We start from the raw sequence: 19900 nt of genomic DNA on the forward strand, positions 1-19900 counted from the left end.
CCGTTTCGCGTCCGGACGAGTCCCGACGCAGAACGGCCGGGAGTCGCCGGTCTCCAGCCCAGAACGTTCGTCCGTACGGACAGGTCGTCACCGAGATAATTCACGCCGATTGTGGCTGTACGAAATCCCCGATCGATAATCCCCAATCATGCCCGTCGACCGCTGTGGCTGGCGGTATCACCAACTGACACGATCCTCCGCATGGAGAAAGTATATCAGTGGCAATCCCTTCGAATCAGGTACTGAACAGAGTTCTATGAGCAACGATACGAACGTTGACGACCCTCCCGAAGACGCTACCGGGACGCCTGCACGTGAGGACGAGTCTCACGAGCAGACCCAGGACCAGGAGCGTCAGGGAGATCGGTCGCCACTCGAGGAGGAGGGCGACCGTCACGACGACGTCGACGACCCGATCGAGGAGTTCGATCCCGAATCGGTGTCCGACGACGGTGACGACGACATCGAGACCGTCGAAGACCTCGGTAGCGATGTCGAGGTCGATCCGGGCGTCGAGGTCGACGAGGAGAACGCCGAGGACGACCTCCTCGGCGGCCTCAAGATCGACACGACCGAGGACATCGAGGTCCCCGATCGACTCGTCGACCAGGTCATCGGACAGGACGAGGCACGGGACATCATCATCAAGGCGGCCAAGCAGCGCCGACACGTGATGATGATCGGTTCGCCGGGGACCGGGAAGTCGATGCTGGCGAAGGCGATGAGCCAGCTTCTGCCCCAGGAGGATCTGCAGGACGTCCTCGTCTATCACAACCCCGACGACGGGAACGCGCCGAAGGTGCGGACCGTTCCCGCAGGCAAGGGCGAACAGATCATCGACGCGCACAAGGAGGAAGCCCGCAAGCGCAACCAGATGCGATCGATCCTGATGTGGATCATCATCGCGATCATCGTCGGCTACGCGATTCTCACCGCCAGCATCCTCCTTGGCATTCTGGCAGCGGGTATCGTCTGGCTGATCTTCCGCTACACCTCCCGCGGCACGGATGCGATGGTGCCGAACATGATCGTCGACAACGGCGATCAGCGCACCGCGCCGTTCGAGGACGCGACCGGTGCCCACGCCGGCGCGCTGCTCGGCGACGTTCGCCACGACCCGTTCCAGTCCGGCGGCATGGAGACGCCGTCCCACGATCGGGTCGAACCCGGCTCCATCCACAAGTCGAACAAGGGCGTGCTGTTCGTCGACGAGATCAACACGCTCGACGTCCGGACCCAGCAGAAGCTGATGACGGCGATCCAGGAGGGCGAGTTCTCCATCACGGGCCAGTCCGAGCGCTCCTCGGGCGCGATGGTCCAGACCGAACCCGTCCCCTGTGACTTCGTCATGATCGCGGCGGGCAACCTCGACGCGATGGAGAACATGCACCCCGCGCTCCGGAACCGGATCAAGGGGTACGGGTACGAGGTCTACATGGAGGACACCATCGAGGACACCCCCGAGATGCGCCGGAAGTACGCCCGGTTCGTCGCCCAGGAGGTCGAACGCGACGGTCGGCTCCCCCACTTCACGCGCGACGCCGTCGAGGAACTCATCCTCGAGGCCAAGCGCCGCTCCGGCCGGAAGAACCACCTGACGCTTCACTTCCGGACCCTCGGCGGCCTCGTCCGCGTCGCCGGCGACATCGCCCGCTCCGAAGACCGGGAGTTCACCACCCGCGAGGACGTCCTGCAGGCCAAGGGTCGCTCGCGCTCGATCGAGCAACAGCTCGCGGACGACTACATCGAGCGCCGCAAGGACTACGAGCTGCAGGTCGCCGAAGGCGGCGTCGAGGGCCGGGTCAACGGCCTCGCCGTCATGGGCGAAGACAGCGGGATCATGCTCCCCGTGATGGCCGAAATCGCCCCGGCGCAGGGCCAGGGCCAGGTCATCGCCACCGGCCAGCTCAAGGAGATGGCCGAGGAGTCGGTCCAGAACGTCTCGGCGATCATCAAGAAGTTCTCCGACGTGAACCTCTCGGAGAAGGACATCCACATCCAGTTCGTCCAGGCCGGCCAGCAGGGCGTCGACGGCGACTCCGCCTCCATCACGGTGGCGACGGCCGTCATCAGCGCTCTCGAGGACATCCCGGTCGACCAGACCGTCGCCATGACCGGGTCGCTCTCCGTTCGCGGGGACGTGCTCCCGGTCGGCGGCGTCACGCACAAGATCGAGGCCGCGGCCAAGGCAGGCTGTGACACGGTCATCATCCCGAAGGCCAACGAACAGGACGTGATGATCGAGGACGAGTACGAGGAGATGGTCGACATCGTCCCGTGCTCGAACATCAGCGAAGTCCTGGACGTCGCCCTGATGGGCGAACCGAAGAAGGACTCGCTCGTCGATCGGCTCAAGTCGATCACCGGCTCGGCGCTCGATCACGGCGCCGTCGGCTCCACGAGCGGGTCGAACCCGAGTCCCCAGTAATGCCCCAGTGGGCGACGTTCGCCGGGATAACGGGCGTCGTCCTCGTACTCTTGCTCGTTCTTTCGTATCTCACACAGTCCTCGATTACCGACGGGACCGGCGCATCCGACCGCGACGCCGATCCGGATCCACGGGACGAGTTCGAGACCCGGCTCCCCCAGTCGGGACCCGACGGTCCGGCGACGGTCGATCGATCGTCACCGCCGACGGCCCGGGAGTCGTCCGGTGCGGACGGGCACCCACAAAACGGGCCCGAACCCCAGCGCGACGCACCCGAGGGCGTGTCGCCGCGGGAGGCGTCGTCCGCGTCGCCCGCCGATCGCACGTCGCAGGTCGATCGATCGCCTAACGGGCCCCTCGAGCACCCGCCCCGACCCCGCGGCGGGCGAGACCGCCAGGTCGACCGGGAGTCGCTGTCGACCGGGATGGTGCTGGCGAACGTGGCGGCCTCGCAGGGACTGTTCGCGCTCGTGCTGATCGGCGCGGCGATCTACGCCGGCATTCCGGCGGACGCGCTCGGGATCGAGATTTCGCGATCGTACCTGGAGACCGGACTGCTCTGGGGGACGGCGTTCGGGGGCGTCCTCTACGTCGCGAACGAGGTCGGTGCGGCGGCGGCGACCTGGTTCGGCTTCGACCACGACGAAGGGTTGCGCGAACTGCTGGCCCCGGACTCGATCCGGGGCTGGCTCGTGCTCCTGGTGGGCGTCCTGCCGATCATCGCGGTGTTCGAGGAACTGCTCTTTCGCGCGGCGCTGATCGGTGCCGTCTCGACCGGCTTCGGCGTCTCGGTCTGGGTGCTGGCGATCGGCTCCTCGATCGCGTTCGCGCTGGGCCACGGGATGCAGGGGACCGTCGGCATCGTCGTCACCGGCGCGCTCGGCTTCGTGCTCGCGGCGGGCTTTATCCTCACCGGAAGCTTCCTCGTGGTCGTCGTCGCCCACTACTGGATCAACGCACTGGAGTTCGTCGTCCATGAGGGGCTGGGCTTCGAGTGGGCCAGTGCCCTCGGAAGCTAAGAGGGCGGCGTTCGTTCGACGTGATATGACGAGACTCGAGGATGCCCCGCCGCTGGTGTATCGGACGATCGTGGTCGGCGTCGTCGGCTACTTTCTCCTGCTCGCCTACGCGACGATCGCCGGTGACCCCCTCGCGCTGTCCGTCGCCGACGCCCTGTTCGGACTCATCGCGATCGGCGTCGGAAGCGTCCTCTACTGGCAGTCCTCCCGCGAACTCGATCCCATCACCGCCGCCGCGACCTGTCTCGTCGTTGGCGGCGTGACGCAACTGGCGGGCCTCGCCGTCTCGGAACTGGATCTGATCGCTTCGATCACGGTGTTCCTCGGTATCCTCCTCTACGGGTACGCGATCTACACGCGGCACGGTGAGCCGTCGCCGCGGTAACAACGAGCGGCAGGCACTCTGCGGCCGTCGGGCGAACAGCCCCGATCAGAGGCCCTCGACCGATCGCAACTTCTGCTCGACCGCCGGCGGTGCGGCGCTCGGGCCGTCGCGGACGCGGTGGTCGGGAAGCAAGATCGGTGCTGGGTTGGCGTCGAGTGCGGTCCGCACCAGCGTGAGGTCGTCCTCGTCGTCCGGGTCGAGTTCGGGGGTCATCCGGGCGAGGCTCTTCACGCCGACCTGTTCGCCGTAGGGAATCTCCCGGAGCCGTTCCAGCACCGCACGCTGATCCGTCGGCATGGTCAGCGCCACCTGCACGTCGTCGAACTCGACCTCCTCGAGCCCCTCGAGGTACTCGAAAATTCGATCGAGGATGGGATGATCCTCCGCCGCGTCCGAGTCCGGTCTGTCGGGAAACGAGACGCGCAAGACGCGACCGCTGGCCACGCCTAGCTGTACGTACCGATCGAGGTAGGTCGACTCCCGCGCGTAGATCCCCGCGTCGGTGACCTCTTCCATACCTGCCCGAAGGGGGTCAATCCTTGAATATCCGCCGGTCTCGCCGATCTCGGGCCTCGCCGCCGTCACGACCCCAGACGCATCGATGGCGCAAGCCTTATGTACATATGAGTACGTCGATGTACAATAATGAACTCTGAAACGGAGGTCGCGCCTGCCGTGGCGTCGATCCTCGCGGCCGCGCGGGAGCGATCGGCCGACGGCCACGATCGGGTCTCGGTCGCGGCGCGGTCGATCCCGGACGCGATCGAACGGGCCGCGGCGGACGGGCGCGTGCCGGTGATCGCGGAAGTGAAACCGACGAGTCCGACGGCCGACGGGACGCGCGACGACGACCCCGTCGACCTGGCCGAGGCGATGGTCGACGGCGGCGCGGCGGCCATCTCGGTGCTGACCGAGCCCTCGCACTTCGGTGGCTCGCCCGAGGCGCTGACTCGCGTCCGCGAGGCGGTCGACGTTCCAGTGCTCCGGAAGGACTTCCTCCTGCGGGAAGACCAACTGGACGTCGTCGAGGCCGACCTGGTCCTGCTGATCGCGCGGTTCGTGGACGACCTCGGGGGACTGGTGACGGCGGCGCGCGATCGCGGGTTCCAGCCGCTGGTCGAGGTCCACGATCGGGCGGAACTCGAAACCGCGATCGAGGCGGGTGCCGACGTGATCGGTGTGAACAACCGCGATCTGGCGAAACTGGAGGTCGATCTCGGAACGTTCGAGTCGGTTTCGGCCCACGTTCCGGACGGCGTGACTCTAATCGCCGAAAGCGGTATTTCGACGCCCGCCGACGTCCGCCGGATGCGTGAGGCGGGTGCCGACGCCCTGCTCGTCGGGAGCGCGATCATGGACCACGACGCGGAGGGCGACGTGACGGAGAACACGCGCCGACTGACGCGAGTGGCGGCAACCGAGGAGACGGACACGGAGACCCAGACATGAGCACGAGCGAACGCAATCGAGAACGCGACAGCGAGAGGACGTTCGGCGACTACGGCGGCCAGTACGTCCCCGAGGCGCTGATGCCGGCGCTGCAGGAACTCGAGGACGCCTACGAGCGGTACGTCATAGAGAACGAGGACGGCTTCATGGACGAGTTCCGCGATCGAATGCGGGACTTCGGCGGCCGACCGACGCCGCTCCAGCGGGCCGATCGGTTGAGCGAGCGCTACGATCGGGAGATCTACCTCAAGCGCGAGGACCTCGTTCACGGCGGGGCGCACAAACTCAATAATGCGCTCGGCCAGGTCCTGCTCGCCAAGTACATGGGCAAAGAGCGGATCATCGCCGAGACCGGGGCCGGCCAGCACGGGACCGCGACGGCGATGGCGGCGGCCCACCTCGATATGCCCTGCGAGATCTACATGGGCCGGACGGACATCAACCGCCAGCGGCCAAACGTCTACCGGATGCGGATGAACGGGGCCGAGGTGAACCCCGTGACTGCGGGGTCGGGCACGCTGAAGGAGGCGATCAACGAGACGATGCGCGACTGGGCGACGACCGTCGAGCGGACCCACTACGTCATCGGGTCGGTCGTCGGCCCGCACCCCTTCCCGAAACTGGTCCGGGACTTCCAGTCGGTGATCGGCCGCGAGGCTCGCGCGCAGATACAGGATCGGGCGGGGCGACTCCCGGACAGCGTCGTCGCCTGTGCGGGCGGCGGTTCGAACACGATGGGCGCGTTTCACGAGTTCGTTCCGGACTGCGCGAACCCGCGGTTCGCGGATGACTCGAGTAGCGCGGAACGAAGTTCCGCGGACAGTCAAGCGGCGCAGCCGCGAGACGACGGCGATGAGCCGCGAGAGCACGTCGACCTCGTCGCCGTCGAAGCCGGCGGTTCGAGCCTCGAGATCGACGAGGCGGCGGGGCTCGCGCCCAACTCCGCGACGCTCTCGACGGGGACCGACGGCGTGCTCCACGGCGCAATGACGAAACTGCTCCAGCAGGGGGACGGCCAGATCGTCGAATCCCACAGCGTCAGCGCGGGGCTGGACTACGCCGGCGTCGGACCGGAACTCGCCCACCTCGTCGAGACGGGCCGGGTGACGCCGGTCACCGTCGACGACGAGGCGGCGCTGAACGGCTTCCACCGACTCTCGAATCTCGAGGGGATCATCCCGGCGCTCGAATCGAGTCACGCCCTGGGCTACCTCGAAGAATCGCACGACGAACTCGGGGACGTCGTCGTCGTCAACGTCTCCGGTCGCGGCGACAAGGACCTCGAGACGGTGCTCGAGGAGACCGAGAAGCGCGATCTGGAGGCCGCGCCGGACGTGGAGGTGTTCGACGGATGAGCGGCGAGGATCGACGACCGAAGGGAGAAGAGCCTCGGAACGGCGAGCGGGGAGCAAAGCGACCCGCGAGCGTCGAACCGGCGTACGACAGCGACGTCGAGGCCGCCATCCGCGAGAACTACCCCGCACTGATCGCCTACGTCACCGCGGGCGACCCCTCGCTCGCGGACACAAAGGCGTACGTCGAGGCGCTCGATCGCGGCGGCGCGGACCTGATCGAACTCGGCCTGCCGTTCTCGGAACCGATCGCGGAGGGGCCGACGATCCAGGCGGCGATCAACCGGGCGCTCGAGGCCGGCACGACCCCCCAGGGCTTTTTCGAACTGGTCGATGACCTCGAGACCGAGGCGCCGCTACTGGTGATGACGTACTACAACATGATCCTGCAGTATGGTCCCGAGGCCGACGTCAGGCCCTTCGTCGAGCGCGCGGCCGAGGCCGGCCTCTCGGGGATCATCGTTCCCGACCTCCCCGCCGAGGAGGCCGACCCGTTGCGCGATGCCTGCGACGAGCACGGGCTCGATCTGGTCTTCATCGTCGCGCCGACGACCGAGGGCGATCGGCTCGATCGGATCATGTCGCAGGTGTCGGGCTTCGCCTACGTCCAGGCCCGGCTCGGAACCACCGGCGCGCGGGCGAACGTCTCGACGGCGACCCACGACAGTCTCGCGCGACTCTCGGCGTACGACGTCCCCAAGGCGGTCGGGTTCGGCGTCAGCGAGGGCGATCACGCCGCCGAGATAATCGAGGCCGGCGCGGACGGCGTCATCGTCGGCAGCGCGCTCGTCGACATCATCGCTGAGCACGGGGCGGACGGCGACGCCGCGGCCGCACTCGAGGCCAAAGCGGCGGAACTCAAGCGCGGCGCGCGACGCGGTGCGACCGGCGAAGATGCACCGGAACCAGAACAGCCATAACTGCAAGCTTGCTACAGTCCCGCAATGACCACATCGACCGGAATCGACGCACGACTCGATCGTATCAGCACAGACGGATCGTACATGATCATCCCCATGGATCACGGGCTCACGATGGGCGCCGTAACGGGGCTCAAGGACATCGAATCGACGATCGACGGCGTCACCCGCGGCGGTGCCGACGCCGTCCTCACGCAGAAAGGAATCGCGCCCCGCGTCCACGACAACAAGAACGGGAAGGGCTACATCGTCCACCTCAACGGCTCGACGACGATCGGCCCCGACGAGCAGGACAAGCGCCTGACCGGGACCGTCGAGGAGGCGATCCGGGTCGGCGCAGACGCCGTCTCATTCCACATCAACGTCGGCTCGAACTACGAACCCGACCAGCTCACCCAGCTCGCCGAAGTCACGGAGACGGCCGACCGGTTCGGGATGCCGGTGCTGGCGATGGCCTACGCCCGCGGCCCGGGCGTCGACTCGACCGATCCCGAGGCGCTGGGCCACGCGGTCCGCCTCGCCGAGGAAGTCGGCGCGGACATCGTCAAGACGGGCTACAGCGGCGACGCCGAGAGCTTCCAGCACGTCGTCGAGTCGACCCGCCTGCCGGTCGTCATCGCCGGGGGGTCGAAAGGGACCGATCGCGAGACCGTCGAGATGGTCCGCGGCGTGATGGACGCCGGCGGCGCGGGCATCTCCATGGGCCGATCGATCTTCCAGCACGAGGACCCCGAAGCGATCGCGACCGCGGTCTCGGGCGTCATCCACGACGATCTCTCGACCGACGAGGCGCTGTCGACGGCGGGACTGGCGATCGAGGCCTGAACGCCGCGCCCGAATTTCTTCGACGGCTCTCGTTCTCGATGTTCTATAGTAGCAACTGAAAGTCACTGCACACCTGATCGCAGGGCGGGAGCGTGATTCGGAGCGAGCGAGAATCGCGGACAGTGCGATCAGTGTGTAACTCGTTTCAGTTGCTACTGTACCCGTCCGGATAGTGCCCGGCCCAGGGCCGTTCGCGCTCGATCGCCGCGGCGACGGCCAGAACGTCGGATTCGGCGTACCGGCGACCGACGACCTGGCAGCCGATCGGTACCCCGTCCGGGGTCAGCCCGGTGGGAACCGACGCGGCGGGGTGACCGGTCAGGTTGAACACCCACGTCAGCATCGCGTCGGTCGGGATCCCGTCGACGGACTGGCCGTCGATCTCCGTCGGGTAGCGATCGCTGAGGTGCTTGCCGTACGGCGGAACGGTAAGCGTGGGCGTCACGAGGACGTCGTGATCGCCCACCGCCGCCTCGATCGCGTCGTAGGCCGCGGTCCGGGGGACGTTCGCGAGGCGTTCCTCGATCGCGCTCGTGTCATCGGCCAGCCCGATCGTCGATCGGAGCGTGGGTTCGACGTCGGCGCGTTCGAGATCGATCCCGAAGCGCTCCTCGATCTGGGCGGCGACCGCGGCGAAGTAGCTCCCGACTTGCGTATAGTAGGCACTCCGGAGGTCTTCGTAGTCGGGAAGCGCAACGTCGACGCGCTCGACCGTTGCGCCCGCGGCCGCGAGGTCGTCGACGGCCGCTCCGACGGTCTCACGGACGATCGGGTCGACGGGCTGGAGGTCCAGGTCCGGGCTGTACGCGATCGAGAGGTCGTCCGTAGGCCGATCGATCGCCGCGAGGACGTCGTCGTCTCCGCCCGGGACGGCGAACGGGTCGCGGTGGTCCTGCCCCGAGAGCACGTCGAACGCGAGCGCGACGTCCGCGGCGGAGCGGCCGATCGGCCCGCCGATCATGAACGGCGTGTGGGTCCCGAACCGGTCGGTCCGGGCGTTGACCGGCACGCGCCCGAAGCTGGGTTTCAGCCCGATTACGTTACAGCAGGACGCTGGTACCCGGAGGGAGCCGCCGATGTCCGACCCGGTGGCGACCGTCGCGAGCCCGGCCGCGACTGCCGCCGCGGATCCGCCGGAGGAGCCGCCGGCCGATCGCTCGTCGTCGAACGGTGTCGGCGTCGCACCGACGAGGCGATTCTCCGTCTTGATCGTGTGGGCTAGCGCTGGCGTATTGGTCGTCCCGACGATCACCGCACCTGCGGCGTCGAGCCGTTCGACGGTGATCGAGTCCTCGGCGGCGACGTTCTCGGCGAGCGCGGCGAGTCCCATCGTGTTCCGGACGCCCGCCTTGCGATCGCGCAGGTCCTTGATCGCGACCGGGACGCCGTGCAGCGGACCGAGATCCTCGCCGGCCGCGGCGGCACGATCGGCCTCGCGGGCTCGTTCGCGGGCCTTCGCTTCGATCACCGTCACGTAGGCGTTCAGGTCGTCACGGGCCGCGATGCGATCGAGGACGCGATCGACGAGTTCGAGCGACGACCGATCGCCGCTCCGGATGGCCGACGCCAGTTCCCGTGCCGACGTCGTCTGAACGAGAGTCACGACCGGCTAGACCGAACAGTTGCTAATAAATTCCTGGGCCGGTTCCGGATCCCGGTCCCGGACGACCAAGAGCTATTTTGGCTCGTGCCGTACCCCTGCGACGTGCCGGGATCGACGTTCCGAACCCACACCATCGAGCGCACCGAGACCGGCGAACTCACGGAACTGCTGTACGACGACGGCGCGAACGACGAGGTGCTGGTCTGTGCGGCCCACGGCGGCCGCGTCGAGCCCGGGACGGCGGAACAGGCCGTCGACCTCGCCGCTCGGCTCCCGAACGCCAGTTGCTGGGCCTGTCTCGGCTACGACGAGATCCGCAGCGAGTTCGACCTGTGGCACCCGCCGTCGTCGGCCATCGCACCCGACGAGTACCCCCTGCTCGGGGAGATCGCCGATCGCGGCTTCGAGACGGTGATCAGTCTCCACGGGCTCGGCGACGATCGGGTGGTCGTCGGAGGCCGGATCGACGAGGGGAGCAAGGGACTGGTCGCCGATCGACTCGCCCGGGCCGTGTCGCACCCGGTCGAGGCCGTCGACGGCGGGCCATACGGCGGAGTCAGCCCTAACAACTTCGTCAACTGGCTCGCCACCGGCGATCGCGGGGGGCTCCAGCTCGAACAGAGCGTTCGGACGCGGTTCGAGGACGCCGACGCCGTCGTCGCCGAACTCGTCGCACTCGTCCGCGAGGGTGCCCTCTATAGTAGCCACTGAAAGTCAATGCACACCTGATCGCAGGACGGCGTTGCGATCAGTGTGTAACTCGTTTCAGTGGCTACTATAGCTACGCCGTCGCCCGGATACCGAGCGGATCGGTCGCGAGGAGTCGCTCCACGATCGCCGAGCCGACGCGTTCGGCGTTGTCGATCGCCAGCGCGAGGCTCGCGTCGCTCCCCTCGAAACTCTCCTCGACGGATCCGCCGGGCGGCGCTCGATCGTAGTTCGCGATCGCCCGCACGCTCAGGTAGCGATCGAGCAGGCCGAACCGCTCGAGCGCGGTGGCCGTCGCGGCGTCTTCCATCTGGGTGGTCGCGTAGGGCGCGGCGTCGTACTGCTCGCAGAGCCACTCGACCTGCCGGGCGTACCGGGGGCCGTGCCAGAACTCGTCGCCACAGACCGTCGTTCCGGTCGTGACCGTCGGGCCTGCGTCCGGTGCGGCCGGGTACTCGCGCTGGTCTTCCCGCGCGGACGGGTTCGCCCCGAGGTCGACCTCGCGGGCCGCGGTGATCCCCGTCTCCACGACCCGGTCGTCGAGGTGCCAGACGTTGTCCCGCGGTCGGTAGGCGAGGAGGTCGATCGGCCGATCGTCGCTCGCCCGGGGAGTCGCCTCGGCCTCGTCCGTTCCCGTGGCCGTTCGATCCCAGCGGTGTTTCCGGTCCCAGTCGACGACGGCGTCGGCGACGACGACCGACCCGAGGGCGGCAGTGTCCGGCGAGGCGCCCCCGATTCCCGCCGAGACGACGTACGCTGATTCTAGATCGAGGCCGGGAGCCGCGAGCAGCGCCGCCGTCGTCGTCGCGGCGTCGCTCTTGCCGAGGCCGGAGGTCGTGAGGGCCACCCCCTCGGCCGTCAGGTACACCGGCGTCTCCGCGCCGGGGACCGCCAGCGCGTCGACGATCTCGTGGCGATCGAGCCACGGTTCGCGTTCGTTCAGCGGCGGGTCGGCGACCGCGGGCAGGACCAGCGCGGCTGGGTCGACGGGGTCCGCGGGGTCCGGGGCGCGCGGTTCCGGGAGGGATCGATCGCTCTGGGTCATGTCCGATCGATCGTCGCGGGCGCGCAAAGGGCCACCGGAGTTCGCCGACCCGTCGGACCGGAAGAATTTCGGTTCCAGTTCCCCTTGCTCGGCCCGTGACGGACGAGGAGTACACGATCGCGGACGAGATCGTCGCGCGGGCGCGGATCCACGCCCGCGAGGTCTGCGACGCGCACGAACTGGCGATCGATCGCGACGCCCTCGAGTGGACCGTCTCCGAGCGGGCGCGGCGACGCGCCGGGGCGTGTCGCTGGCATCCCGATCGCGGGGCGGCCACGATCGTGCTCGCGCGGCGGGCCTACGAGGCGTACGACTGGTCGGAGTTCGCGGCGATCGTCAGGCACGAACTCGTCCACGCCTGGGAGTTCCAGCAGTTCGGCGAGTCCGGCCACGGGCCGCGGTTTCGCGATCGGGCGGCGGCCCTCGACGCACCGCGACACTGTCGATCGTTCTCGGAGCCGCGGTACGTGCTCCGCTGTCGAGACGGGAACTGCGAGTGGGAAGCGACGCGCCACCGGGCCTCGAAGCCGGTGAAGGCGCCCGATCGGTACCGCTGTGGTGTCTGCGGCGGGGCCTACGAGGTCGAACACGTCGCGAGCGGCCGGACGTGGTCGACGGCGAGCGGCTACGGGGGCGCGAAGGCCGCGCTGGGAGCGGAGTGGTGAGCGACCGGGAGCGACGAAAGAGCACGGAACACTTATTCCGCCGTCGCTTGCAGGTCCATTCATGGGGATACTCGAGTTGATGCTGGGACAGTCGTCGGCGGGTGACGGTGCGACCATGGCGAACTCGTACGTACTCGCCGAGGAGACCCACGACGAGGTGTATCCAGTCGCCGTGCGCCGGGCGGAGATCGACGCGCTTCGCGAGGCGAGCGACGCGCTCGAGGCCGCACCGTCGCTCGAGGAGAACAGGGACGAACTGGAACGGGTGTTCGAGGGCTTCGGGGACGACGCCGCGATCGACGTCGACGACCTCGTCGAGCAGACCCGGTCGCCACGGCAGGCGATCGAGCCGCTGCTCGGGACCTGGGACGAACAGGTCCCCGACGGGACGGACCTCGGCGTCGTCTACCTCCTGCCCGGATCCGTCGGCGACGTCCGGGCGTTCGTCAGCGTCTGCAAGCAACGCGCCGACCACGAGCACGACCCGTTCGAACTGCCGGACGGATTCGGCCACGTCGCGGCCCTGCTGAAGCGAATCGAGGACGTCGCGGCCGGCCAGTACCGGGCCGTGATTCACACCGACCTCGTCCCCGCGGCGGAGTAGGCGGTCTGCTGGCCGGGGTTCCGGTCGGCCCCAACCGCTCATACGGATTGCTGTCCGTCTCAGACGATCCGATCGAACGTCTCGAGCGACGCGAGTTCGTAGGTCGGTTCGTGGTCGGCCGACTGGCCGTGGCCGGTGTCGATCCAGGCCGAATCGATTCCCATCGCGTTCGCCCCCGCGACGTCGGCGTGCAGGGAGTCCCCGACGTGGACCGTCCGATCGGGACCCGCCTCGAGCGACGAGAGGGCGCGCTCGAACGGGGCCGTGTCGGGTTTCGGGTAGATCCCAGCACTCGGTTCGGTGAACACCCGGACGTCGAAGGCGTCCTCGATGTCTAGCGCCCGGAGTTTCTTCGTCTGGGTCTCCCGGCCGCCGTTGGTGATGAGTCCGACCCCCCCGCGGTCGCGGGCGTGTTCGAGGGCGGCCTCGGCGCCCGGCTTGAACTGGACGGCGGTCGGATCCCGCAGTTCGAGATATCGGTTCGCGAGCGACGACGAGACGCCGGGATCGACGTTCGCCCTGCTCGCGACTTCGGCGAAGAGGTGTTCGTAGAACTCGCGATCGGTCTCGACCGTCGGCAGCGACGGCACGGCTGCCCGGAGTTCCGCGGGCGTACAGAACTGGTCGATCCCGGCCCGGGCGAAGGTCCGCTCGAGGAGCGTCCCGGCGTCCCGGCTGGGCTCGCACAGCGTGCTGTCGAGGTCGAAACAGATCGCGTCGTACGCGGCCATTCGTCTGTCGTACGCGGGCGATCGTTCTCAAGCTTTCGCACGCGATCGGTCGCCGTTCGTGACGATCGACCCGTAGACGTCCACGAGCGCTGACGTTTCGATGGCTACTATACGCTCCCGTTCCCTGTCGGCGTATGGACGTCGTCAAGCGAGTCCACGTCGTGCCGCTGGGCTACGAGTACGATCGGATCGTCGAACCGATCCGGGACCAGCGAGCCGATCTGGTCTACCTGCTCGAGGGCGATCACGCCGGTCGTGGGGCCGACGACGCACGACGGGGCGAGACCGACGGAGGACACACCGAGCGAAACGCGACGGCGACTGCGGACTATCACGGCGAGTTGCGCGAGGAACTCGCGTCGATCGTGCCGGAGATTCGAACCCGGGAGTGTGATCTGACGGACGTCTACGCCGTCCTCGGTGACGTGACGACGATCGCCGACGAGCACGCCGACGATCAGGTGTACGTCAACGTTTCCGGCGCCGGGACGATTCCGGCGATCGGGGCGACGATCGCGTGTATGGACGTCTCGACGAACGCCCACGCTTACTACGTCGAGCCGTCGACGTACGCCCACGACGGGACGGGGGAACCGATCTCGTTCGGCGTCGACGAGATCGAATCGGTGCCGACCTATCCGATCGAGTCGCCGACGGCCGACCAGGTCGCGATCATGGAGTTCCTGGCGGATCCGGCCGCCTGGGACGGGTACCACGACGACCGGACGGCCCCACCGAAGAAGAAGGACCTCATCGAGTACGCACGGGACAACGACCTCTCCCTCATGGCCGATCGGCGCTCGCCCGACGAGCGCGCCGGCGAGGACAAGGGGGCGTTCCGCGTGCTGGACACGCACGTCCTCGACCCGCTCGCCGAGGACGGCTACGTCACGATCGAGTCGGTCGGCCGCCGACGCGTCGTCGAGTTGACCGAGCGGGGCGAAAACGCCTACCGGGCGTTCCGACACAAGGTCGTAGACGACGCCGGCGAGCCACGGTAGGTGGAGTGTAACGGGACGAGATCGAAGCCGTTCAGTTCTCGTCGTGGACCAGCGCGTACAGTTTCGTCCCCAGCCGAGCCAGCTCGAGGTCGGCCTCGAGCCGCTCGACGTGGTCACGAAGCGCCGCCGCGTCGAGTCCCCGGAACTCGCGATCGGTGCGGGAGTCGAGGTGACTGCTCGCTCGCGCGAGCAGGAAGGGCGCGGCGTCAGCGAGGTGCGAGCCGGGAAGCTCGGGGCCAGCGGTGCGGCCGCGCTCGACCGCGGCCAGGACCTCCCGGGCCACGATGAGCGTCCGTCGCAGCTCCCGGATCTCGTCGGCGCTCGCGGGCGAACTCAGGTGCCGCGCCTGCAGTTCGTCGGCCGCGACGACTCGATCCGGGTCGACGTCGAACGCGTCCGCGACCCGTTCGCGGTCGAGGTCGCCGACGTCGGTGCGGCGAGCGGCGAGCCGCACGGCTCCGAGCACGGCCGCCGTCCGACCGTACTCGATCGTCGCCAGGTCGCCCGCGTGGTCGAACACCGCGCGGGCGACGTCGGCCACGGAGTCCACCTCGAGTCGGTGGGCGGCGCAGTCGATCGGCAGTTCGGCGTCCGGTTCGAGGTGGCGCTGACCCATACTCTATCGATCGGCCGCACAGATATTATCAACTTCCAAGAAAGTATCTGTACTATCGTAACTATCGTGAGTATTGATACTATCTATTCTGACTCGTCAATACCGCCGATCGATCGGGGCACCGGGGGACCGTGACACCGATCGCGTTCCGGACCCCGCGACGTCTGACGGTCCTGCGCGATCCGCCACGTTCAAGCCGATTCCCTTCGAGGGTCGTGATATGACGAGAGCTGTCTGGGTCAAGGCCGACGACACCGTCGGCGACTGGGACGATCGCCGGGCGCGGATCACCGCCGCGCTCGAGGCGGGCGCCGACTGGGTACTGGTCGACGAGGACGACGTCGAGCGCGTTCGCGAACTCGGCGACATCAACGTCGCGGCGTTTCGTACCGACGGCGACGTGACACTGGTCGACGACATCGAGGACGCCGAGGCCGACGGCGAACCGGACGCACGGCCGGACGCGGTCATCGTCGGGAAAGAGGGCGAGGGCGACGCGACGATCGATCTCCCCGAGGACTTCTCGGGATCGGCCGACCTCTCGACGCTGCGTCGCGACGGCGACCTCGATCGGGGTGCCTACGTTCGCATCCTCGGGAAAGAGTACGAGGCGTTCGCCGAGACGGCCGCCGAGGAGGCCGATCACACAATCGTCGTCGGCGAGGACTGGACGATCATCCCGCTGGAGAACCTGATCGCCCGGATCGGCGAGGAGACCGACCTCGTCGCGGGCGTGACCAGCGCCGAGGAAGCCAAGACGGCCTTCGAGACCCTCGAGATCGGGGCCGACTCCGTCCTGCTCGACTCGGACGATCCCGACGAGATCCGGGGCGCGGTCGAGGTTCGCGACGAGGCCGAACGCGAGTCGCTCGACCTCGAGTACGCCGAGGTGCTGGACGTCGAACGCGTCGGCAGCGCCGATCGGGTCTGTGTCGATACGGGCAGCCTGCTCGAACACGACGAGGGGATGCTCGTCGGGTCGATGGCCCGCGGCCTCGTGTTCGTCCACGCCGAGACGGCCGAGTCGCCGTACGTGGCCTCGCGGCCGTTCCGGGTCAACGCGGGCGCGGTTCACGCCTACGTCCGTACCCCCGACGGCGGCACGAAGTACCTCTCGGAACTGCAAAGCGGCGACGAGGTCCAGGTCGTCGATACGAACGGCAACACCCGCGAAGCGATCGTCGGCCGGGTCAAGATCGAACAGCGGCCGATGTTCCGGATCGCCCTCGAGACCCAGGACGGCGATCGGGTCGAGACGCTCCTCCAGAACGCGGAGACGATCAAGGTGCCGACGAGCGAGGGGCGGACGGCCGTCACCGATCTCGAGGCCGGCGACGAACTCCTGCTGTACTACGAGGACACCGCGCGTCACTTCGGCGAGGCCGTCGAGGAGAGTATCATCGAGAAGTAGTGGGGTCGCGTGACGTCTCGCCCTGCCAACACTGGGTAATGCTGTCATACCACATACTTTCGAACTGACTGTCGATACTCGCCGGTTCGAGTGACTAATTCACGAATTGTTGCTCAGAACTACAGCTAAAATCGTTTTAACGCGTAGGGTTTCCAGTATTTTACGGCATCTGTTGCCAAATGCTATGCGAATTGGTGTCGTTGAACACAGTAGCCATGAGCGTCACTCGAGAGCGACTTCGACAGCTGGAACTGCCCGAGTTCGCGGTGACACTCCGCAACGCTGGCCTGGCGGGTGCCGGCGGTGCCGGGTTCCCCACGTACGCCAAGTGGGACCGACTGGACGAGGTCGACTCGTTGCTGGTCAACCACCAGGAGAGCGAACCGAACTACTACATCGACAAGTGGCTGGGACGCGATCGGACCGAGGAACTGGCGACGCTGTTCGAGGGCCTACTCGATCGGGCGTTCGACCGGATCGTGATCGCCGCCAAGGAGACGGACCGCGAGGCGTGGCTGGAACCGCTCGAGACCGCCACCGACGCCACGGTATACGAACCCAAGGAGTTACCGGTGGACGAGGACGAGACGGGGATCGTCGTGGCCTACACCGACGACAGGTACGAGTACGGGATGGAGAGCGTTCTCATGCGCCTCGTCGCGGGCGTCGTTCTCGGGGGCGACGACCTCCCCATGGACGAGGGCTGGATCGTCCAGAACACGGAGACGCTGCTGAACGTCTCCCGGGCGCTCGCCGACGGCGAGCCGATGACGCGGAAGTTCGTCCACGTCGACGGGCGGGTGCCGCGTCACCGCTTCCTCGAGGTGCCGATCGGGACGCCGGCGACGGACCTCCTCGAGGCCGCGGGCCGAACGGACGACCTCGACGAGAACGAGGTCCTGTTGGACGGCGGCCCGGGCTGGTCGTTCGAGATCGATCGCGCACCCGATCGGTTCGGCGTGCGCAAGCGGACGAACTGCCTGCTGGTGATGGAGGAATCCGTCGTCGAGGAGAACAAACTCGGCGGGGGCCGGGTCAACGTCCTCGCGCCGGCGGCCTGGAAGGAGAGCGTCCACGAGACGGAGCCGACCGAGACGCTGGATCCTGATCGGGTCACGGTTCCGCTGATCACCAACCCCGCGTTCGAGGGCGTCGTCACGCCGAGCGAACCGATCGTTCGGCCGGGTGACGAACTCGAGGCCGGCGAGATGATCGCTCGGCCGGGCGAAGGCATCAGCGTCGCCCAGCACGCGCCGATCGACGGGACGGTCACCAGCGTCGAAGACCGGTCGATCACGATCGACCGCCAGGACGACCCGGCGATGGAAGCGGGCGAGGCGTACCGGATCTACTGGACGTGGTGTGCCGAGTGCGGCCGCTACCTGCCTGAACCGCAACTCGAGGCGACGGACACGTCGACGTTCGTCTGCGATCGCTGTCTGTGACGAAGTCGTCGCCGTCCGTGCGGTGGTCTCCTCGTCGTGCGCGTTCGGACGTCGGTCGCCGGCACCGCGGGTCCGTCGACCGGGGGTTTCCCCCGGGCCGGACTACCGCCGACAGGGAACCAGTTCGGTCGCCCGGATCCAGGCGGCCGGGTTCGATCGATCGCAGACGACCGTGCCGTCGTCGTCCTCGTAGGTCACGTACTGGTCGAACCGGACCGATTCCGCCGCGGGCTGGCGGTCCGGCGTGGGGAGTTGGTCAGTCATCGAAATCGTGTCGCGATGGGTGTCGCTGGTTCCGGTATCCGCGGATCGCGGAAAAAGCCTCCGTGGAAGTACTACTAGTGTGATTATATCCCGCGACTCCCGTTTACAGTCCTCCGGCGGTTCACCGATTGCCGTCTAGGGCTGCGTGAGTTCGTCCTCCCGTTCGTCGACTTCGGGCCGTTCCAGCCGCGTCGTACACCAGTGACAGAACGTGAGGTCCTCGTCGAGTTCCTTGCCACACTCGGGACAGGTCGGGCCGTCGGCGGCGTCACCCGCGTTCGGTGGGAATCCCATCGCCCGGAAGGCCGCGTCGATCGTGGCGAACAGCACGATAAACGAGAGGACGAACCGACTCAGCGTACTGGTCTCATCGGTGACGACGTCCATTCCCTCCGTTACCGTGCCGGCAGCGGCGAGCTGTTCGGTGGGCAGGAGAATCACGAACGCCGAGAGGAACAGTCCCGAGAAGACCAGCGCGCGGAGCCAGTCCCGGATGAGAACGTGACCTGCGCCTGGCATGACTACGGAGAGACCGGCGGCGGCGAGCGCACGAAGCCACGTCATCCACGTCATTGTAGAGTGGTAGGGGACCCGCGCCCTTAACATTCCGATTTCGATTTCAGTTTCGGTATCTGTCCAGTGAGCGCCGGACACGGTCCCGAACCGTCGTCGCCCGATCACGAGAGCCGATCGACGAGTCGCGAGAGCGTCTCGAGATCGTACTGTCCGGGCGCGGTCGCGTCGGCCGGGTCGACGGGCGCGTAGCCGATCCGGGAGCCGTACACCGGTGCTACGGCTCGCGTGTGTCGTCCCGCCTCCCCCATCGCCATCGTCGCCACGGTGTCGCCGTGGGCCGTCAACTGTTCCGTCGCCGAGAGCAGGGCGAGCGTATCGGCCCTCGATTCCGCAGTCACGGCCAGTTTCGCGACGTCACCGTACTTGCCGGCCTCCGTCAGCGTCCGGACGAGTTCCTGGCGGGGCGGCGTTCCCTCGAAGTCGTGGGCCGAGACGACGATCGAGACGGTCCGGTCGCGCACGGTCTCGAGGAGGTCGTCGGCGTCGCCGTCGAGGACCGCCGCGAGTTCGACGTCGATCGCGTCGACCGCGTCGATCGCCGTCGCCCGGGCGAGCACGTCGAGTCGGGTCTCGTCGTCGCCCGTCCACTCGCCGCCCTCCCAGTCGGCGCGGTTCGTCGCGAGGATCGGCAGGTCGCCGTCGTACGCTTCGAGCGCGGCCAGCGGGTCGTCGGCGAGGTCCATCCGGTACTCGATCGCGTCGGCGTGTTCGCGGGCGATCGGATCGGCGGCGTCCGCGAGGTCGGCGGTCGAGGCGGCGCAGACGAAGGTGTCGAACGAGAGCGTCATCACTGGTCGATACTGTGGCCGACGGCGCGAAAAACGGTGTCGTTCCGGCGAGTTCCGCGGGGACT

General features: G+C 67.7%; 21 protein-coding genes. 13 read left to right on the forward strand and 8 right to left on the reverse strand.

Annotated features, from left to right (window positions below):
• Nucleotides 1–256 precede the first annotated feature (256 nt).
• The 3 genes from lonB to MUN73_RS13240 are packed head-to-tail and all read left to right on the forward strand — an operon-like array spanning nucleotide 257 to nucleotide 3832.
• Nucleotides 257–2428: an ATP-dependent protease LonB gene (gene lonB / locus MUN73_RS13230; RefSeq protein ID WP_250140964.1), complete on the forward strand. Its 2172-nt coding sequence runs from the start codon at nucleotides 257–259 to the stop codon at nucleotides 2426–2428.
• Nucleotides 2428–3447 (forward strand): CPBP family glutamic-type intramembrane protease, encoded by a 1020-nt coding sequence (locus MUN73_RS13235; RefSeq protein WP_250140965.1) that lies wholly within the window; start codon nucleotides 2428–2430, stop codon nucleotides 3445–3447. Before lonB ends, MUN73_RS13235 begins: the two co-directional genes overlap by 1 nt.
• 25 nt (nucleotides 3448–3472) lie before the next feature.
• Complete coding sequence (locus MUN73_RS13240; RefSeq protein ID WP_250140966.1) at nucleotides 3473–3832, forward strand: hypothetical protein; 360 nt, start codon at nucleotides 3473–3475, stop codon at nucleotides 3830–3832.
• Nucleotides 3833–3877: 45 nt separating this feature from the next.
• Here MUN73_RS13240 and MUN73_RS13245 read toward each other — a convergent pair whose 3' ends face one another.
• Nucleotides 3878–4348: an MGMT family protein gene (locus tag MUN73_RS13245; RefSeq protein ID WP_250140967.1), complete on the reverse strand. Its 471-nt coding sequence runs from the start codon at nucleotides 4346–4348 to the stop codon at nucleotides 3878–3880.
• Between the two features lie 129 nt (nucleotides 4349–4477).
• Here MUN73_RS13245 and trpC point away from each other — a divergent pair, with 129 nt between their 5' ends.
• The 4 genes from trpC to MUN73_RS13265 are packed head-to-tail and all read left to right on the forward strand — an operon-like array spanning nucleotide 4478 to nucleotide 8378.
• Nucleotides 4478–5281 (forward strand): indole-3-glycerol phosphate synthase, encoded by an 804-nt coding sequence (gene trpC, locus MUN73_RS13250; protein WP_250140968.1) that lies wholly within the window; start codon nucleotides 4478–4480, stop codon nucleotides 5279–5281.
• Nucleotides 5278–6636 (forward strand): tryptophan synthase subunit beta, encoded by a 1359-nt coding sequence (gene trpB, locus MUN73_RS13255; RefSeq protein WP_250140969.1) that lies wholly within the window; start codon nucleotides 5278–5280, stop codon nucleotides 6634–6636. Before trpC ends, trpB begins: the two co-directional genes overlap by 4 nt.
• Entirely contained in the window at nucleotides 6633–7553 is a 921-nt protein-coding gene (trpA, locus tag MUN73_RS13260) for a tryptophan synthase subunit alpha (RefSeq protein ID WP_250140970.1), read from the forward strand. Before trpB ends, trpA begins: the two co-directional genes overlap by 4 nt.
• Before the next feature lie 24 nt (nucleotides 7554–7577).
• The gene (locus MUN73_RS13265) at nucleotides 7578–8378 is read left to right on the forward strand and encodes a 2-amino-3,7-dideoxy-D-threo-hept-6-ulosonate synthase (protein WP_250140971.1); all 801 of its coding nucleotides are present in this window, start codon (nucleotides 7578–7580) and stop codon (nucleotides 8376–8378) included.
• A 145-nt stretch (nucleotides 8379–8523) separates the two neighbouring features.
• On the opposite strand, the gene MUN73_RS13270 is transcribed toward MUN73_RS13265, so the two are convergent.
• Nucleotides 8524–9981, reverse strand: a complete 1458-nt coding sequence (locus MUN73_RS13270; protein WP_250140972.1) for an amidase — start codon at nucleotides 9979–9981, stop codon at nucleotides 8524–8526.
• 102 nt (nucleotides 9982–10083) lie between these two features.
• Here MUN73_RS13270 and MUN73_RS13275 point away from each other — a divergent pair, with 102 nt between their 5' ends.
• Nucleotides 10084–10692: a poly-gamma-glutamate hydrolase family protein gene (locus MUN73_RS13275; protein ID WP_250140973.1), complete on the forward strand. Its 609-nt coding sequence runs from the start codon at nucleotides 10084–10086 to the stop codon at nucleotides 10690–10692.
• A gap of 70 nt (nucleotides 10693–10762) precedes the next feature.
• Here the strand turns inward: MUN73_RS13275 and MUN73_RS13280 are convergent, their stop codons facing one another.
• Nucleotides 10763–11734 (reverse strand): purine nucleoside permease, encoded by a 972-nt coding sequence (locus tag MUN73_RS13280; protein WP_250140974.1) that lies wholly within the window; start codon nucleotides 11732–11734, stop codon nucleotides 10763–10765.
• 95 nt (nucleotides 11735–11829) lie between these two features.
• Between MUN73_RS13280 and MUN73_RS13285 the strand changes: the two genes are divergently transcribed.
• Together MUN73_RS13285 and MUN73_RS13290 are read left to right on the forward strand one after the other, a co-directional pair.
• Nucleotides 11830–12399 (forward strand): SprT family zinc-dependent metalloprotease, encoded by a 570-nt coding sequence (locus MUN73_RS13285; RefSeq protein WP_250140975.1) that lies wholly within the window; start codon nucleotides 11830–11832, stop codon nucleotides 12397–12399.
• Between the two features lie 61 nt (nucleotides 12400–12460).
• Nucleotides 12461–13003, forward strand: coding sequence for a hypothetical protein (locus tag MUN73_RS13290; RefSeq protein ID WP_250140976.1), 543 nt, complete (start codon nucleotides 12461–12463; stop codon nucleotides 13001–13003).
• A 59-nt stretch (nucleotides 13004–13062) separates the two neighbouring features.
• On the opposite strand, the gene MUN73_RS13295 is transcribed toward MUN73_RS13290, so the two are convergent.
• Nucleotides 13063–13734 carry an HAD family hydrolase gene (locus MUN73_RS13295; RefSeq protein ID WP_250140977.1) on the reverse strand — a complete coding sequence of 224 codons (672 nt, stop codon included), beginning with the start codon at nucleotides 13732–13734 and terminating at the stop codon, nucleotides 13063–13065.
• Nucleotides 13735–13868: 134 nt separating this feature from the next.
• On the opposite strand from MUN73_RS13295, the gene MUN73_RS13300 reads away from it, so the two are divergent.
• Nucleotides 13869–14735 carry an HFX_2341 family transcriptional regulator domain-containing protein gene (locus tag MUN73_RS13300; protein WP_250140978.1) on the forward strand — a complete coding sequence of 289 codons (867 nt, stop codon included), beginning with the start codon at nucleotides 13869–13871 and terminating at the stop codon, nucleotides 14733–14735.
• 31 nt (nucleotides 14736–14766) lie between these two features.
• Here the strand turns inward: MUN73_RS13300 and MUN73_RS13305 are convergent, their stop codons facing one another.
• On the reverse strand, nucleotides 14767–15351 hold the full coding sequence (locus MUN73_RS13305) for a hypothetical protein (RefSeq protein WP_250140979.1): 585 nt from the start codon (nucleotides 15349–15351) through the stop codon (nucleotides 14767–14769).
• A 220-nt stretch (nucleotides 15352–15571) separates the two neighbouring features.
• On the opposite strand from MUN73_RS13305, the gene MUN73_RS13310 reads away from it, so the two are divergent.
• Nucleotides 15572–16762 (forward strand): 3-dehydroquinate synthase II, encoded by a 1191-nt coding sequence (locus MUN73_RS13310; RefSeq protein ID WP_250140980.1) that lies wholly within the window; start codon nucleotides 15572–15574, stop codon nucleotides 16760–16762.
• A 215-nt stretch (nucleotides 16763–16977) separates the two neighbouring features.
• Nucleotides 16978–18207: an NADH dehydrogenase subunit gene (locus MUN73_RS13315; RefSeq protein WP_250140981.1), complete on the forward strand. Its 1230-nt coding sequence runs from the start codon at nucleotides 16978–16980 to the stop codon at nucleotides 18205–18207.
• A 102-nt stretch (nucleotides 18208–18309) separates the two neighbouring features.
• On the opposite strand, the gene MUN73_RS13320 is transcribed toward MUN73_RS13315, so the two are convergent.
• From MUN73_RS13320 to MUN73_RS13330, 3 genes are all read right to left on the reverse strand, one after another.
• The gene (locus MUN73_RS13320; protein WP_250140982.1) at nucleotides 18310–18471 is read right to left on the reverse strand and encodes a DUF7331 family protein; all 162 of its coding nucleotides are present in this window, start codon (nucleotides 18469–18471) and stop codon (nucleotides 18310–18312) included.
• 135 nt (nucleotides 18472–18606) lie between these two features.
• A complete protein-coding gene (locus MUN73_RS13325) occupies nucleotides 18607–19035 on the reverse strand; it encodes a zinc ribbon domain-containing protein (protein WP_250141353.1) in 429 nt (142 codons plus the stop codon).
• A gap of 113 nt (nucleotides 19036–19148) precedes the next feature.
• The gene (locus MUN73_RS13330) at nucleotides 19149–19835 is read right to left on the reverse strand and encodes a type I 3-dehydroquinate dehydratase (RefSeq protein WP_250140983.1); all 687 of its coding nucleotides are present in this window, start codon (nucleotides 19833–19835) and stop codon (nucleotides 19149–19151) included.
• Between the last annotated feature and the right edge of the window lie 65 nt (nucleotides 19836–19900).

Origin of the sequence: Halosolutus amylolyticus (assembly GCF_023566055.1) — an archaeon.
GTDB lineage: Archaea > Halobacteriota > Halobacteria > Halobacteriales > Natrialbaceae > Halosolutus > Halosolutus amylolyticus.

What these genes read in the sequence shown, in the direction of transcription:
- MUN73_RS13305 (WP_250140979.1), bottom strand. Translation starts at nt 15,351, where the DNA reads ATGGGTCAGCGCCACCTCGAACCGGACGCCGAACTGCCGATCGACTGC.
- lonB (WP_250140964.1), top strand. Translation starts at nt 257, where the DNA reads ATGAGCAACGATACGAACGTTGACGACCCTCCCGAAGACGCTACCGGG.
- MUN73_RS13295 (WP_250140977.1), bottom strand. Translation starts at nt 13,734, where the DNA reads ATGGCCGCGTACGACGCGATCTGTTTCGACCTCGACAGCACGCTGTGC.
- MUN73_RS13240 (WP_250140966.1), top strand. Translation starts at nt 3,473, where the DNA reads ATGACGAGACTCGAGGATGCCCCGCCGCTGGTGTATCGGACGATCGTG.
- MUN73_RS13235 (WP_250140965.1), top strand. Translation starts at nt 2,428, where the DNA reads ATGCCCCAGTGGGCGACGTTCGCCGGGATAACGGGCGTCGTCCTCGTA.
- MUN73_RS13315 (WP_250140981.1), top strand. Translation starts at nt 16,978, where the DNA reads ATGAGCGTCACTCGAGAGCGACTTCGACAGCTGGAACTGCCCGAGTTC.
- trpB (WP_250140969.1), top strand. Translation starts at nt 5,278, where the DNA reads ATGAGCACGAGCGAACGCAATCGAGAACGCGACAGCGAGAGGACGTTC.
- trpC (WP_250140968.1), top strand. Translation starts at nt 4,478, where the DNA reads ATGAACTCTGAAACGGAGGTCGCGCCTGCCGTGGCGTCGATCCTCGCG.
- MUN73_RS13245 (WP_250140967.1), bottom strand. Translation starts at nt 4,348, where the DNA reads ATGGAAGAGGTCACCGACGCGGGGATCTACGCGCGGGAGTCGACCTAC.
- MUN73_RS13310 (WP_250140980.1), top strand. Translation starts at nt 15,572, where the DNA reads ATGACGAGAGCTGTCTGGGTCAAGGCCGACGACACCGTCGGCGACTGG.
- MUN73_RS13300 (WP_250140978.1), top strand. Translation starts at nt 13,869, where the DNA reads ATGGACGTCGTCAAGCGAGTCCACGTCGTGCCGCTGGGCTACGAGTAC.
- MUN73_RS13290 (WP_250140976.1), top strand. Translation starts at nt 12,461, where the DNA reads ATGGGGATACTCGAGTTGATGCTGGGACAGTCGTCGGCGGGTGACGGT.
- MUN73_RS13330 (WP_250140983.1), bottom strand. Translation starts at nt 19,835, where the DNA reads ATGACGCTCTCGTTCGACACCTTCGTCTGCGCCGCCTCGACCGCCGAC.
- MUN73_RS13325 (WP_250141353.1), bottom strand. Translation starts at nt 19,035, where the DNA reads ATGACGTGGCTTCGTGCGCTCGCCGCCGCCGGTCTCTCCGTAGTCATG.
- MUN73_RS13280 (WP_250140974.1), bottom strand. Translation starts at nt 11,734, where the DNA reads ATGACCCAGAGCGATCGATCCCTCCCGGAACCGCGCGCCCCGGACCCC.
- MUN73_RS13320 (WP_250140982.1), bottom strand. Translation starts at nt 18,471, where the DNA reads ATGACTGACCAACTCCCCACGCCGGACCGCCAGCCCGCGGCGGAATCG.
- MUN73_RS13265 (WP_250140971.1), top strand. Translation starts at nt 7,578, where the DNA reads ATGACCACATCGACCGGAATCGACGCACGACTCGATCGTATCAGCACA.
- trpA (WP_250140970.1), top strand. Translation starts at nt 6,633, where the DNA reads ATGAGCGGCGAGGATCGACGACCGAAGGGAGAAGAGCCTCGGAACGGC.